Origin of the sequence: Xanthomonas sp. WHRI 7065 (assembly GCF_040203115.2) — a bacterium.
Classification (GTDB): Bacteria; Pseudomonadota; Gammaproteobacteria; order Xanthomonadales; family Xanthomonadaceae; genus Xanthomonas; species Xanthomonas arboricola.
Window position 1 is genome coordinate 126,410 of the sequence record NZ_CP168194.1, and the last position, 14,294, is coordinate 140,703.

13 protein-coding genes are annotated in these 14,294 nt (G+C 63.5%); 1 reads left to right on the forward strand and 12 read right to left on the reverse strand.

Annotation, left to right across the window (positions count from 1 at the left end):
* Positions 1-22: 22 nt before the first annotated feature.
* From ABQY64_RS00525 to ABQY64_RS00560, 8 genes are all read right to left on the reverse strand, one after another.
* Entirely contained in the window at positions 23-919 is an 897-nt protein-coding gene (locus ABQY64_RS00525) for a DUF58 domain-containing protein (RefSeq protein ID WP_349779621.1), read from the reverse strand.
* Between the two features lie 13 nt (positions 920-932).
* A complete protein-coding gene (locus ABQY64_RS00530) occupies positions 933-1,925 on the reverse strand; it encodes a MoxR family ATPase (RefSeq protein WP_127159690.1) in 993 nt (330 codons plus the stop codon).
* Between the two features lie 246 nt (positions 1,926-2,171).
* Complete coding sequence (locus tag ABQY64_RS00535; protein ID WP_349779622.1) at positions 2,172-2,990, reverse strand: DUF4159 domain-containing protein; 819 nt, start codon at positions 2,988-2,990, stop codon at positions 2,172-2,174.
* On the reverse strand, positions 2,987-4,321 hold the full coding sequence (locus ABQY64_RS00540; protein ID WP_024940480.1) for a TldD/PmbA family protein: 1,335 nt from the start codon (positions 4,319-4,321) through the stop codon (positions 2,987-2,989). The genes ABQY64_RS00535 and ABQY64_RS00540 overlap by 4 nt, the downstream gene beginning before the upstream one ends.
* 14 nt (positions 4,322-4,335) lie before the next feature.
* A complete protein-coding gene (locus ABQY64_RS00545) occupies positions 4,336-5,970 on the reverse strand; it encodes a TldD/PmbA family protein (protein WP_164739551.1) in 1,635 nt (544 codons plus the stop codon).
* Positions 5,971-6,754: 784 nt separating this feature from the next.
* Complete coding sequence (locus ABQY64_RS00550; RefSeq protein ID WP_166763835.1) at positions 6,755-8,383, reverse strand: TldD/PmbA family protein; 1,629 nt, start codon at positions 8,381-8,383, stop codon at positions 6,755-6,757.
* Between the two features lie 195 nt (positions 8,384-8,578).
* On the reverse strand, positions 8,579-9,733 hold the full coding sequence (locus ABQY64_RS00555; protein WP_166763836.1) for an epoxide hydrolase family protein: 1,155 nt from the start codon (positions 9,731-9,733) through the stop codon (positions 8,579-8,581).
* A gap of 1 nt (position 9,734) precedes the next feature.
* Positions 9,735-10,649 (reverse strand): NmrA family NAD(P)-binding protein, encoded by a 915-nt coding sequence (locus ABQY64_RS00560; protein WP_166764148.1) that lies wholly within the window; start codon positions 10,647-10,649, stop codon positions 9,735-9,737.
* Between the two features lie 178 nt (positions 10,650-10,827).
* Here ABQY64_RS00560 and ABQY64_RS00565 point away from each other — a divergent pair, with 178 nt between their 5' ends.
* On the forward strand, positions 10,828-11,469 hold the full coding sequence (locus ABQY64_RS00565; RefSeq protein ID WP_349779623.1) for a TetR/AcrR family transcriptional regulator: 642 nt from the start codon (positions 10,828-10,830) through the stop codon (positions 11,467-11,469).
* 149 nt (positions 11,470-11,618) lie between these two features.
* Here ABQY64_RS00565 and ABQY64_RS00570 read toward each other — a convergent pair whose 3' ends face one another.
* From ABQY64_RS00570 to ABQY64_RS00585, 4 genes are all read right to left on the reverse strand, one after another.
* Positions 11,619-11,873: a DUF2164 domain-containing protein gene (locus ABQY64_RS00570; RefSeq protein ID WP_039509942.1), complete on the reverse strand. Its 255-nt coding sequence runs from the start codon at positions 11,871-11,873 to the stop codon at positions 11,619-11,621.
* Positions 11,874-11,992: 119 nt separating this feature from the next.
* The gene (locus ABQY64_RS00575; RefSeq protein WP_349779624.1) at positions 11,993-12,379 is read right to left on the reverse strand and encodes a hypothetical protein; all 387 of its coding nucleotides are present in this window, start codon (positions 12,377-12,379) and stop codon (positions 11,993-11,995) included.
* Positions 12,380-12,458: 79 nt separating this feature from the next.
* Positions 12,459-12,926, reverse strand: coding sequence for a LuxR family transcriptional regulator (locus ABQY64_RS00580; RefSeq protein ID WP_349779672.1), 468 nt, complete (start codon positions 12,924-12,926; stop codon positions 12,459-12,461).
* 1,095 nt (positions 12,927-14,021) lie between these two features.
* Positions 14,022-14,282, reverse strand: coding sequence for a hypothetical protein (locus ABQY64_RS00585; protein ID WP_047126452.1), 261 nt, complete (start codon positions 14,280-14,282; stop codon positions 14,022-14,024).
* Positions 14,283-14,294: the final 12 nt, after the last annotated feature.

The window sequence follows — 14,294 nt, forward strand, 5'->3', positions numbered from 1 at the left end:
GCGCTGGCGCCGGCGCGCTGGCTCATCGCCGCGCACCGTGTGCAAATAGCTCGCGCAATGCCGCATCCGGTGGCGCATCCAGATAGTGCACCGCGTGCGCAATGCCGGCCGCCTGCCAGCGTGCCTGCAGCGCGCGCTGGGCAGCGCCGAAGCGTTGCAGATACGCAGCGCACATCGCTGCGCCGTCGCCGAGCAGTTCTTCGCCGGTTTCCGGGTCGCGGAAGCGGTGCCCGCCGCTGAAGGGAAAATCGCGTTCGTCGCAGGTCAGCACCTGCAGCTGCATCACCTCGCGGCGTGCGGCGGCGAGTTTTTCCAGCGCGCCGAGCAGGTCCTGGTCGAAGCCGTCGCCGATCGACAGCACCAGCGCATGGGCGGCGATGCGTTCCCACAGCGGACGCAGCGCGTCCATGCCCGGCCAGCGGCCACCTGCGCGCAGCCCGTGCAGGGCCAGCCAGAGCCGGTCGCGCTGGCGCGGCCCGCCACCGGCCGGCACGGCCACCAGGCCATCGCCATGCACCGCGAACAGGCCGACCTGGTCGCCTTGCCGCAGCGCGACCTCGGTAGCGCACGCGGCCAGGGTCGCCATCGCCTGCAGGCGGGTGACCTGCGGGCGCGCCTGGTCGGCCTGGCCGGCGGAGGCGGTGGCGTCCAGCAACACCCACAGCGTCAGCGGGCTTTCGCGCTCGGCCTCGCGCACGAAGAACCGGTCTGAGCGGGCGTAGAGCTTCCAGTCGATCTGGCGCAAGGCATCGCCGGGCTCGTAGGCGCGGTATTGCGAGAATTCCAGCCCGGCGCCGCGGCTGCGGCTGGCGTGCTGGCCGATCCCCTGCGCACCCTGCGCCTGCCGCGCACGCAGCTGCAGGCCGCGCAGGCGGCTGCGCAGCTCGGCGGGCATCAGTGCCGGCACGTCCATGCTCACGCCGCAACGCGCCTCACGCCGGGAACGGCACGGCGCGCAGCAGCGCGGCGACCACATCGTCGGCACTGCGTTGTTCGGCCTCGGCGGCGAACGACAGCAACAGGCGGTGGCGCATCACCGGCGCGGCCAGCGCGACGACATCCTCGCGGGTGGCGGCAAGGCGGCCATGCAACAGCGCACGCGCCTTGGCCGCCAGCACCAGCGATTGCCCGGCGCGTGGGCCGGCACCCCATTTGATCCACTGGCGCACGTCCTCGCTGGCCTGCGGGCCGGGGCGGCTGGCCCGCACCAGGCGATTGATCCAGGTCAGCAGATCCGCGCCCACATGCACGTGCCGCACCTGTTGCTGCAGCGCCAGCACGCTGTCGGCGCCCATCACCCTGGGCACCTGCGCGCTGCTGGTGCCAGTGGTCTGGCTGAGGATGTCGCGCTCTTCCTGCTCGCTGGGATAGTCCACCCGCACATGCAGCAGGAAGCGGTCCAGCTGCGCTTCCGGCAACGGATAGGTGCCGGCCTGCTCGATCGGGTTCTGCGTGGCCAGCACGAAGAACGGCGCCGGCAACGCATAGGTGGTGCCGGCGTAGCTCACCGTGCGCTCGCTCATCGCCTCCAGCAGCGCGGCCTGGGTCTTGGGCGGGGTGCGATTGAGCTCGTCGGCCAGCAGCAGGTTGGTGAAGATCGGCCCCTGCTGGAACCGGAACTGGCGATGTCCGGTGCCGTGATCCTCTTCCAGCAGCTCGGTGCCGAGAATGTCGCTGGGCATCAGGTCCGGGGTGAACTGCACGCGGCGGAACTGCAGCTCCAGCGCCTGCCCCAGCGAGCGCACCAGCAGCGTCTTGCCCAGGCCGGGCGCGCCTTCCAGCAGGCAGTGGCCGCCGGCGAGCAGGCCGATCAGCAGTTGCTCCACCACCGCGTCCTGGCCCACCACCGCCTGCGCCAGGGCCGCACGCAACGCGCCAAGTTGGGAGAGCTGCCGGGTGAGGGTGTCGTCGTTGGGGGAAGTCATGGGAAACGTCTCGTTGTGGGACTGCTGGCGTAGGAGCGCGCGATGCGGCGTTAGCGATAAGGCATCGCGCGCCAGCGCGCTCCTACAAAAGCGTGCGGAGCTCGCGGGTGCGACGGCGGTGGTTGGCGGTGGATGCCGTGCCCGTGCCTGTGAAACATCTCACGCGATCTGTGCAGGAGCGCGCTGGCGCGCGAGGCGGTGTTACCGGTACGGCATCGCGCGCCAGCGCGCTCCTACGGATCGATTTCAGTTGGTCAATGCATACATCACGATGTTCACTGCGAACTTGGTGTTGTCTTCGGCCAGGAAGCGTTTGTTGCGCCAGTCGTAATCCCATTCGCAGCCGTAATCCTTGTTGCTGTACAACACGCCGAGCCGGCCGTCGATGCTGATGCCCCTGAGATAATCGTGCACCAGGTCGTCGCCCCAGCCATTGAGCTCGAAACTGGTGGCCGGCGGGCCGTCGGGGAATTTGAAGAATGCGCTGTAGAGACGGTGGTTTTTGGGCAATTTCTGCAGCGCGGTCTTGCCGAAGATGGAGGTCATCTGCGCTTCGAACGAGGTGGCGAACAGCCCGTCGATATCGTGGTTGCAATCGTCCACGAACACGAAGCCGCCATTGCGCACATAGCGCTCGAAGTTGCGCCGCTCGGCGGGATTGAACTCCACCAGCTTGTGCCCGGACAGATAGCAGAACGGCGCCTGCAGCATGCGCGGATCGGCCAGGTCCAGCACATGTTCCTGCGGGTCCACGCGCAGCAGGGTGTAGTCGATCAACGAGGTGATCAGGTTGGACGGCATGCGCGCATCCACATCCCAATCGCCCGAGTCGTAGCGCAGCCGGGTAAACCAGAAATCGTAATTGCCCACCGCCCGCGCCTGCCGCGGTAGCGCCAACGCAGCGACGCTACCGAGCAGCAACCCAAGGAAATGACGGCGCGTCGCGGGCACCGCCAGGGCGTGTAGACCGGGAACAGGATGTGCAGGAAAACCATCGGGCCGCGAAGAGCTTGCTCCGCTCTCCCATTCCCGATTCCCCACTCCCGATTCCCGGCTCCCAGTCACACTGCATCCGACAACGAGGTAAACGTAAAGTCGCGCAACCGCATCGGCGGAATCATCATCACGTAGCTGGATTCATCGCCGGCCACGCGTACCGGCCTGCCCAGCTCGTCGATATTGTTGAGCATGATGATCGGCGATTCGTTGAAACGGAAATTCTTCACCGGGTACTTGATCTGCCCGTTCTCGATGTAGAAGGTGCCGTCGCGGGTCAGCCCGGTCAGCAGCACGGTCTGCGGGTCGACCATGCGGATGTACCAGGTGCGCGTGACCAGGATGCCCTTTTCGGTGCCGCGCACCAGCTCGGCGATGTTCTTGTCGCCACCGGCCATCAGCAGGTTGCCCGGCTCGCCGACCGCGCGCTTGCCGTTCTTCTGCGCCCAGAACCGCGAATACTGCAGGTTGGCGATCTTGCCGTTCTCCACGATCGGCATCTTCTCGCGCGGCAGACCTTCCTCGTCCCATGGCAGCACGGCGGCACGCGCATCCCACGGGTCGGCGGTGATGTTCACGCGCGGGTCGTAGACCTGCTCGCCCAGCTTGTTGCCGCCGCCCTTCTTGGACAGGAAGCTGCGGCCCTCGTCGGCCATGCGCGCATCGAAGTAGCGCATCATGAAAGAAATCAGGCCTGCCGCCGCTGCCGGCTCCAGGATCACCGTGTACTTGCCCGGTTCCAGCGCCTTGGCTTCGGACGAGTCGCTGGCCTTGCGCATGGCGATGCGGATGTCCTGCTCGGCCTTGAAGTCGGCGGCATCCTTGAGGTTGCGCCCGACCCAGCCCGAGCCGCGACCGTCTTCGGTACGCACGGTGCAGGTGTAGTCGAAACGCGCGCCACGCTGGTAGCCGAAGTTGCCCTTGCTGTTGGCGAACGCGGTAAAGCTCTGGCCATCTTCCAGGAAGCCGGCCGCGATCAATCCCTTGCCCTTGCACGGGGCGATCGAATCGGCGGCCACCTGCGCGCGGAATGCCGGGTCGATGGCGGCGGTGGATTCGCTGAAGGTGGGGCTGGGCCTGTAGGTCTGCTTGTCCACCGCCGGCATGAACTCCGGGTTTTCCGGCGCCAGCCGCGCCAGGTCTTCGGCACGCCGCACCACGCGCTCCAGCGCGGCGTCGTCGAACTCGTTGATGGTGGCGATGCCCACCCGCTTGCCGAACGCCACCTGCACCTGCAGGTCGGTGTTGTCGACGATGCCGCTGGTGGACACGTTGTTGAGTGCGAAACGGATATTGCCGTCGATCGAGCCGCTGAGCGTGGCGGTGCACTCATCGGCCTTGGACAGCTTGATGACCTTGTCCAGGATGGCCTTGGCCTGCGCTTCGGTAAGGATGCTCATGTGGGTTTCTCCTGTCAGCCGAGCGAGCGGGCGGTGTTGATGACGTTGATGCCGTCGAAACGGGCGGTGGACGAGCCATGCGAGACCGCCGAGGACTGGCTCGGCTGGCCCTTGCCGTCGAAGAACGAGCCGCCCAGGCGGTAGTCGCGTTGATCGGCCACCGCGCTGCAGGCGTTCCAGAATTCCGGCGTGCGGATCTGGTAGGCCACGTCTTCGAGCATGCGGGTGATCGCGCCGTTCTTGATCTCGTAGAACAGCTGGCCGCCGAACTGCGCGTTGTAGCGCTGCTGGTCGATGGAGAACGAGCCGTCGCCGATGATGTAGATGCCGTTTTCCACGTTCTTGATCAGATCGCTCACGCTCAACGGTGTCTTGCCGGCGGCCAGCGACACATTGGCCATGCGCTGGAACTGCACGCTCGACCACGAATCGGCGTAGCAGCACCCATCGGAGGCGGTCTTGCCGAGGATATGCGCCTGGTCGCGGATGGCCTGGTAGTCCACCAGCTTGCCATCACGGATCAGGTCCCACTGCTTGGTCTTGACGCCTTCGTCGTCGTAGCCCACCGCGCCCAGGCTGCCGGGCTGGATCTTGTCTGCCAGGATATGCACCTTGTCGCTGCCGTACTGGAAACCGGCCTTGAGCTTGTCCAGCGTGGCGAAACTGGTGCCGGCGAAATTGGCCTCGTAGCCGAGCACGCGATCCAGCTCCAGCGGGTGGCCGACCGACTCGTGGATGGTGAGCCAGGTGTGCGAGGGGTCCAGCACCAGGTCGTACTTGCCCGGCTTCACCGACGGCGCCTTGAGCTTTTCCTGCGCCTGTTTGGCCGCGGCGATCGCGTCCTCCTTCATGTCGTAGGACAGGCCGTAATTCACCACGCCATTGGGCGAGACGAACTTGCCCGAGGCGGCGCCATCCAGATACTCGTAGCCCAGGCCCATCGGCGCGGACAAGCCGTCGCGGGTGCGGAACTTGCCGCTGGCCTTGTCGATGGCGGTCACGCTCAGCGGCGCCCAGATGCGGTGCACGTCCTGGTCGATATACGAGCCGTCGGTGCTGGCAAAGTACTTCTGCTCGTTGACGACGAACAGCATCGAATTGACGAAGTTGGCGCCGGCAGCGGTGGCGGCAGCGTTGACGCCCAGCAGCAGGTCCACCTTGTCCTTGATCGGCACTTCCATCGCGTTTTTCTTGATCGGCGTCTTCCAGCTGACCTCGCCCACGCCCGGCGTGGGCGCCAGCTGCACCGGCGTGCCCTGCACCTTGGCATTGGCCTTGGCGATCGCGGCGGCCTGCGAGGCGGCCTTGGCCACGCCCTGTTCGGTGAGCTCGTTGGTGGCGGCAAATCCCCAGGCGCCCGCCACCAGGACGCGCACGCCCGCACCGATGGATTCGGTGTTGACCACGTTCTGCACCTTGTCCTCGCGGGTGATGACGAACTGGCGCAGATAACGGCCGATGCGCACATCGCAATAGCTCGCACCGGCTTGGCGCGCGGCGTTGAGGCCGGCATCGGCCAAGCGCTTCTTGCGGCCCACATCCAGCTGCGTCACCAACTGCTCGGCGGCGATCGCCTTGCCGAAGTAGGCGGGCACGATCAGGCCGCCCATGGTCAGCCCGGTCAGGGCCAGGAAATCACGTCGCTGCACGGCAACTCCCCAATGATCCCGCGCGGCGCGCAGGTAGTGTGGTGACGCACAGATCGCTATCTGCGCGGTATCGCCGATTCTTGCCGGGCGATGAACGCTGCGTCAAATGACTTTCGGCAGGGGTCCGTGCGCAAACGCGATACCTGTATGAAGCGAGTAGCGCAGCAGGCCTGCGCATGTGGCGAGCGCTGCTGACCGGCTGCGATGAATGTGGCCGCGCGTTAAGAGCTCTGGATGTCAGGCATGCGTGGTTTGTCTGCGATCGTGCATGTGCGATCCGCAGGTCATCGGGGGCGGTGTTTGCTTCATGTGGGTCTGGCTGAAAGTGTTTGGTCTGCGGCTTGGTTGCAGGGCCGTTGCCCGCCCACCATCGCAGGACACGCCGCAAGTACGTCCATGTAGGCTCTTACGCGGCATCCATGCCGCGTAAGATCCCGCGACGGTGGGCGGGCAAGGACCTGTCGAGATGGTCGGTGTGCGTGGTTACAGGCGGGGCATGACGCGGCGTCTGGATAACGGCGCATCGATCAGTTGCCAACATCAGGTTTGGCTGCAGGGCCCTTGCCCGCCCACCCTCGCAGGACACGCCGCAAGTACGTCCATGTAGGCTCTTACGCGGCATCCATGCCGCGTAAGGTCCCGCGACGGTGGGCGGACAAGGACCTGTCGAGATGATCGGTGTGCACAGTGAAGAGCGGTAAGAGCAGTGCGTGATGCGCGCTGTTCGATGCTGGTGCGCACGCTCAATCTCTGGGGCACCGCGCCCGCGACCGACCAGTTTCTCTCAACCCAAGGCGCGCGCGGTGTTGATCACGTTGATGCCATCGAAGCGCGCCGTGGACGACCCGTGCGAGACCGCTGATACCTGGCTGGGTTGGCCCTTGCCATCGAAGAACGAGCCGCCCAGGCGGAAATCGCGTTGATCGCAGACCGCGCTGCAGGCATTCCAGAATTCCGGCGTGCGGATCTGGTAGGCGCCGTCTTCCACCAGACGCGTGACCTGGCCGTTCTCGATTTCGTAGAACAACTGCCCGCCGAACTGCGCGTTGTAGCGCTGCTGATCGATCGAATACGAGCCGCGCCCGTGGATGTACAAGCCGCGCTCGACGTTCTTGATCATGTCGGCAACAGCCAGCGGTGTCTTGCCTGCCGCCAGCGAGACATTGGGCATGCGCTGGAACTGCACGCTGGACCACGAGTCGGCATAGCTGCAGCCATCGGATGCGGTCTTGCCGAGCAGATGCGCCTGATCGCGCGTGCATTGGTAATCGACCAGGATGCCGTCCTTCACCAGCTCCCACTGCTTGCTCTTGACGCCTTCATCGTCGTACCCCACTGCGCCCAGGCTGCCGGGCTGGGTGCGGTCGGCGACGAAGGTCACCGCATCGCTACCCCAGCGGAAACCGGCATCGCGCTTGTCCAGCGTGGCAAAACTGGTGCCGGCGTAATTGGCCTCGTAACCGAGCACGCGATCGAGCTCGAGCGGGTGGCCCACCGACTCGTGGATGGTGAGGAACAGGTTGCTTGGGTCGATCACCAGATCGTATTTGCCCGCCTTCACCGACGGTGCGGTGAGTTTGGCGCGTGCCTGTTTGGCGGCGGCGATCGCATCTTCGCGCGCGTCGTAACTGTGGCCGTAGCCGATGAGTCCGCCAGGCAACCGGTGCTTCTGGCTGGCATCGCCATCCAGGTATTCGTAGCCCATGCCCATCGGCGAGGACAGCCCGTCGCGGGTGCGGAACTTGCCGCTGGCCTTGTCCACCGCGGTGACGGTGAACGGCAGCCACAACCGGTGCACATCCTGATCGATGTAGGAGCCATCGCTGCTGGCGAAGTACTTCTGCTCGTTGATCGCAAACAGGCGCGAGGCCACGAACGTGGCGCCGGCATTGAGTGCGGCCGCGTTGACGTCCATCAGCAGCGCCACCTTGTCCTGCAGCGGCACTGCCATTGCGTTCTTCCTGATCGGCGTCTTCCAGCTGACCTGTCCGGCCGGCGTCACTGGCGCCAGCTGCACCGGCGAGCCGCCCAGCCGCGCGTTGGCCTTGGCGATCGCCACCGCCTGGCGCGTGGCGGTGGCCACGCCATCGCTGGTGAGCGTGTTGGTGGCCGCAAACCCCCACGCGCCATCGGCCAGCACGCGTACGCCCACACCGCTGGATTCGGCATTGACCACGTTCTCCACCTGCGCCTCGCGGGTGATCACGAACTGGCGTAGATAACGGCCCACGCGCACATCGCAGTAACTGGCACCAGCAGCCTTGGCGGTGCTGAGCGCGGTATCGGACAAGCGACGGCTGCGCGCGGCATCGTTGGGTGTGAGCAACTGCTCGGCCGCGATCAGGCGCGTATTCGGCAGCAGCAGCCCGGCAGCACCGATGCCGGACAGGGTGAGGAAGGTACGACGGTCCACGGCGGTTCTCCGTTGAAGGCCAGCGGCACGACTCCCCGCCGCGCCAGCCCCCGAGACTGGCCCGTGCGGGCGACGGCGGTCAAGGGGGCGGTGCCGGCCTGGCGTCAGGCAGCGCCAACTGCAAAGCGGAGACATCGGCACCGTCGGCAGGGCCGTGGCGCGAAGGCAATGCGGGCATGCCAGACGCGGCCGCCGTCACCGCAGCGACCGAAAGGTCGTTCGCAGATGATCGACAAAGACCGGCGGATTCTCCATTGCCGCAAAATGTCCGCCCCGCTCCGCTTCGCCGAAAAAGCGGAGATCCGCAAAGCGTCGCTCTGCCCAGCGCCGGGAAACGCGCACCTGCTCGCCGGGAAACATGCTGATGCCGGTGGGTGTGGGCATTGGATGCGAAGGCATCTCCGCCATCGCCTCATGCGCGGCTTCCCAATACAGGCGTGCAGAGCTGGGCCCTGCGTTCGGGAGCCAGTACAGCATGATGTCGTCGATGAGGTGGTCCAAGGCGAACACGTTCTCCGGCTCGCCATTGCTTTGTGAGACGTCCTGAAAGAGTGCATAGATCCATGCAGCCAGGCCCACCGGGGAGTCAGCCAAACTGAAGCCCACCGACTGCGGCCGCGTGCTTTGCAGCTTCATGTAGCCGGAAAATTCCGCGTAGTAGCGCTGGGCGTCTTCCAGCATCTTCTGCTCGGCCGGTGTGGCCTCGGCGATGTCCTGCGTGCTGGGTTCGAACATCACCATGTTCAGATGGAGACCCCGCAAGCCTGGTGGCTGCATGAATCCAAGCGCGGTTGTGATCGCACTGCCCCAATCGCCGCCCTGTGCGGCCCAACGCTCGCCATAACCCAGACGGCGCATCAGTTCGACCCATGCGGCAGCCGTGCGCCCGACGCCCCAGCCACGGGCGGTTGGCTTTGCAGAGAAACCAAAGCCAGGCAAGGATGGGATGATGAGATGGAAGGCGTCCGACGCCTGCCCGCCATGGGCCACCGGGTCACTCAAGGGGCCGATCACCTCGCGGAATTCGAGCACCGATCCGGGCCACCCGTGCGTCAGCAGCAACGGAAGCGCAGTTGGCTCCGGCGAGCGGACATGCAGGAACTGGATCTCCAGTCCATCGATCGTGGTGCGACTGCTGTTCCAGCCGTTCAATAACCGCTCGGTCGCACGCCAGTCGTAGCCAGACTGCCAGCGGTCCACCAGGCGCCGGATGCGCTCGCTCTGCGGGCCCTGGCTGTGGTCCTCCACGGTTTCCTTGCTCGGCCACCGCGTTTGCCCAAGCCGGTGTGCGAGGTCATCCAGCTCGGCCTGTGCAACCTGGATATGGAACGCTGCAATGCCATCGCGCATCTCAAGACTCCCGTGCATACGTGTTGGCCAGTGTCTGGCGGGCTGTTTGCCAGGAGCGCGCACCGTAGCGATCGTTATCCAGTGGGACCAGTTTGCCGCGCCCACTCATCATGTCGCGCAGGTATTGCATGCCCTGCCAGGGAGGGAAGGGATCATCGCTCGCGGGCGTGAGTGCACGCACCGCACTGATGATTGCCGACATCGTCCCGAGCCCACCTGGCCTGAGCGTGCGATAGCGCTGCCCGGTGAGTTGGGTGAGCAGTTGCGCGATGTCGTTGGGCGAAATGCTGTTGCCGGCAATGCGCAGGTCCCGTGGGGCCGTGGGATCCAGTGCGGCGGCCGCCGTGTAGCTGGCGACGTCGTCTTTGGCGGTGAAATCGAGCTGCTGGTTGGCGTCGCCAAAATGCATGACGCGACGGCCCGGCACCACGAGGCGCGCACTGCCCTCGAGAAGCTCCAGAAAACCGCCGCACAGAACCGAGGTGGCCGCGATCGGCGCGGCATCGAGTTGGTCTCTGAACCGGCGCCGCAAATCCAGGTTTCGATTGTCGCCCGGCCGTGTCTTCGTATAGTCCAGCGAGAAATCAGACGGGATGAAGCGAGGCACGCCGGCGCTGACCGCTGCATGCAACAGCTTTCCCTGTTGACCCAGCATGACGTCTTCCAGACCGTTGAGCGCGGAAACGACGCATGCCGCATTCCCGACCGCGTCACGCAAGTATTTGGCGTCTTCCATCTCGACATAACGGATCGTGATGTTCCTGCGTTGCAGGGCCGCAATACGGTCCTTGCCTGCGCCTTGCCGAACAAGCGCAACCACCGCGGCGCCCTGGTCCTGCAGGGCAAAGGCGATGCGGCAACCCAGGTCGCCGGTGGCGCCTGCAACAACGATTGGGGATCTCACATCTGACGTCACGACTTGCCTCTCGCTTGGGTCTTTTGCGCCAATGACGGCAACGGGAACTGCAACGGAAGATGCGAGCTGTCTGTCACGCAGCACCCAGGCCATTCGCCGGCTTGGCAGACCACGCAGCGAATAACTGAACGATAACGTTCAGTTGATGGCAATGCAAGCGGCGTGTAAGTTTTCGTGCATGAAAGCGGTCAAGCAAAAATCAAAAGGCGGACGGCCGCCACTCGATAAGGCGGGCGATGTCGAACGGCGCTTACTCGATGCGGCACTGCAACTCTTCCTGGAACGCGGGTTCGAGGACACCTCGTGCGAGGACATCGCGCGGCTGGCAGGCGCGGGCAAGGCAAGCCTTTACGCGCGCTATGCCAACAAAGACGCCATCTTTGAGGCGGTGGTCCGCCGCGATGTCGACACCCAGCCGCTGCCTGCCGCAGCCAGCGTCCCCATGGATCTGGAGGGGCGCCTGAGACACGCAGGACAAGGGATACTTGCGCATGCATTACAGCCCCAGACGGTGGCCATGATGCGCCTGGTCGTCGGCACCTCCATTCGCGCGCCAGCGCTTGCCGCTGAAGTCAACCGCATCGGCTGGGAGGGCGGGCTGCGGCGCGTGCAGATGACGATCCTGGACGGCCCGGATCAACCGGCCAATCCGTCTGCGTTGGCAAGCCATTTCGTCGACCTGGTCTTCGCGCCGCATCAACTGCGCGCGCTGCTGGGCGAACACCCGGACGACCTGATCGCCACCGCATCGGCGCGTGTGGAGTGGGCGCTTGCACTTCTCAAGGATGCTGGCCAGCTGGAGACCGGAATGGCGCAGTGACACCCTTGAATTGCAGGAATCCTTGAACAACGCAGCGGAACGCCGCGACTTGATGGCGTATTCGGCGGTGTCTCTGGCACGCGCATGTTGTCCCTGCTCGCAGCAGCGACGTGGGACTTCTCAGTGCTGTGGCATCGTGAGGTGGCGGATCACTTTTTGAAGTCGGTAGGGCGTTCCAGCTGGTAGATCGCTTCACCCAGGTCATCCAGCTTGCTGGCAACGATGGCCTGCGCATCGTAGACGCCCCGATTGTAGAAATAGGCCCCCACCTCTTCGGCGAAGAAATCCAGCAGAAACTCCGCATCAAAGCGGCCGATCTGCTGCTTCAGTTCCTCGCTGAAATACAGCTGGATCTTGCGCGTGATCGCCGCCCGCTCGCCTTCGGTGAATTTGATCTCGGTCATGGATGCTCTGGTTGGCTCAACTACGGTATCGGGGCGATGTGCGTTGCGACACAGGCAGCTAGGGGCGATGGCTGGCGGTTGAACCCAAGCGCTTGCCTGGTCGGCATCGAGATGAAGGGTCAGATGGCAACCGGCCAACGGGAAGGCCTGCCTGCCCGAAGGTAGTCAAGGTATTCGGACTCGGCAATCCCGAGGTTGGTCCAGCGCGTAGGGTCCGCCGCCAGGAATGTGCTGGCATACGTCACGGCAACGGCTGCGTCCGCAAAGATGGCGGCAGGGGCACAAGGCCCGTCTGGCTCGAAATATGCGAAGTCATACAGATCCGAATAGTCTTCGCTGCCAACGTCCTCGACGTCATACATCCATACCTCGATGCAATCGTTTGCCGGCCGTAACTCGACATGGCGAATGTATGCTGCATCGACTGGACTTTTTCCGAGAAACTGCTCAACCGACCTGCTGCGCCGTAATGTGGCTGCAAGATCGATCAGTGAAAGATATCGCATACAGGCTCCCTGCCTTCAAACTGCCGCTGCTCCTCAAATAAACGAGCCGCGCCGCGATGCGGCGTCGGCTCGCCCGTGTTCACTTGTACTGACTTGCCGCGCGTTTGAAATACGCCGTGCGCATCACCGGGTTGCCGTCCTTGAAGTACGCTTCAATCTCGGTCATGACCTTGCCGTCGGCACTGACCGTATAGGTGCGTGTGGATGCCGGGACACCTTGATACATCAACTGCATCACCAGCACGCCGGGCTCGGGCATTTTGACTGCGGCGCGATCGACCAGGTAAGTGCCCGAGGCCTTGCCCGGTGTGCCGTCCAGCAACAGCGTGGATTGCGCCTGCAGCGTCTTGTTGTCGTGTTCGATGATCTCGGCGCTGGTGGCCCACTTGTTGCCTGGAACCTGCTTGAACTCCAGGACGACACGTTTGGGTCGTGCAGCCGGCGGCATCGGCAGGCTGCTGGTGTCCAGCAGCCAGGTTCCGACCAGTGGCGATGGCGCGGTTGATGTGGAGAAGGCGGGTGTGGCCTGCAACATGACGGCAGCCACCAGTGCAACACATGCGGTCTTCATGTGAACTCCCTGATCGATATGTGATCCCTGCGGGCAGTCAGGCGACTGCTTGCAAGGCATTGCGCGTAGAGATCGACTTCCCGTAGACCGTCCCACTCCGGCCCGAGGGCGATACTCACCGCTGCCCGGTGGTGAGTCAACTTGCGGCAGGATGTGGCTGCTGGCGCAGTTCTCGTCGCTCTGCAGACCATCATTGATTGCACAATCAGCCGTTGTCACAAACAAAGACACCCGCACGGGGCGGGTGTCTGGCATGCGTCAGCGCGGCGTGTGGCTTCATTCACTTCATTCTTAGAATCCCAAAAAACCGGCGCGCGCTATTTGTGATTATTAATATAAAACGTCTACGTAATGTATTTTCTTTGCGCCAAAGGCACCGCACCCCTGAGTGGAAGTGTATTGCAGCACTATGGGCGTTCTAGAGGTCGCAGCGGCAAGGATTGCTGAATATTTTTCTTTTGCGATTGGGTCGCTCGAAAAATCTACTACCCATCTGCCATCTGAGAGGCACTCATTGTTTGTAGGCTGATTTTCAAGCCAGACAGATAAGTAAGTTAGCTCGACAACGAAGCGAGATATTGTTCCTTTCTGTGTGGTGTCCGCAAAAGCACTGCTAGGAGCAAAAAGAAATAACAACAGAATGCTAAGCTTCATTGGAAGTCCCCCTGTTAAAAATTTTACGATATATGTATTTTGCTGACGGGTGCAGTCCCATGTCGGCCGGAGTTAATGAGGAAAGCATGCTGTATCCTGGCCGTGATAATTATTCACATGCTTGGATAATAAGAGTGCTGCTCCCCAGCAGGCGAAGGCCTTACCCAATCGCATAATGCCTTATGTGAAGCCGCAATTCAAAGTTGGTTCGCTTTCGATCTTAGAAGCACCAGGAGACGCCGATGCGTTGCCCAGACTCGAACTGGTCTGCTAGCAATCTTCCAGCGGTTGGCGTCATGCAATGTCGGCGTTGCCCCGATCAGCGGTGGATCCGTCCGCCCTAATCAGCGTCGGGTCGGAGTCCGGGGATGCTACTGATGTCGGTAGGTACTATTTGTGGCTGTTTGCGACGGAGCATCAGGCGGTCCAGATGCGACAAGCATAAAAATCCGTGTCAGTTTCGATGGTGCGGCGATCAAATCTAGCGAAATTCGTATCGACCGTAATGCCGATGTTGAAATGCGCCCAGTTTTGTTGTCCAGCCGGATATTTGCCGGCACCGATCGACGCGGTTACAAGAATCGGATCGTTGGCGCTGGTCTTGATGAAATCGATTGGCGCGACGTCGTCGTCCGAGAAGGTTATCGTCCAGCATGACACCACGAACCGGGATGCCATGCTGGGATTGTC

Bases quoted from the DNA above. Each gene is read 5' to 3' on its own strand.
- ABQY64_RS00585 (WP_047126452.1), bottom strand. From the start codon at position 14,282: ATGGCATCCCGGTTCGTGGTGTCATGCTGGACGATAACCTTCTCGGAC.
- ABQY64_RS00565 (WP_349779623.1), top strand. From the start codon at position 10,828: ATGAAAGCGGTCAAGCAAAAATCAAAAGGCGGACGGCCGCCACTCGAT.
- ABQY64_RS00540 (WP_024940480.1), bottom strand. From the start codon at position 4,321: ATGAGCATCCTTACCGAAGCGCAGGCCAAGGCCATCCTGGACAAGGTC.
- ABQY64_RS00555 (WP_166763836.1), bottom strand. From the start codon at position 9,733: ATGCGCGATGGCATTGCAGCGTTCCATATCCAGGTTGCACAGGCCGAG.
- ABQY64_RS00570 (WP_039509942.1), bottom strand. From the start codon at position 11,873: ATGACCGAGATCAAATTCACCGAAGGCGAGCGGGCGGCGATCACGCGC.
- ABQY64_RS00575 (WP_349779624.1), bottom strand. From the start codon at position 12,379: ATGCGATATCTTTCACTGATCGATCTTGCAGCCACATTACGGCGCAGC.
- ABQY64_RS00530 (WP_127159690.1), bottom strand. From the start codon at position 1,925: ATGACTTCCCCCAACGACGACACCCTCACCCGGCAGCTCTCCCAACTT.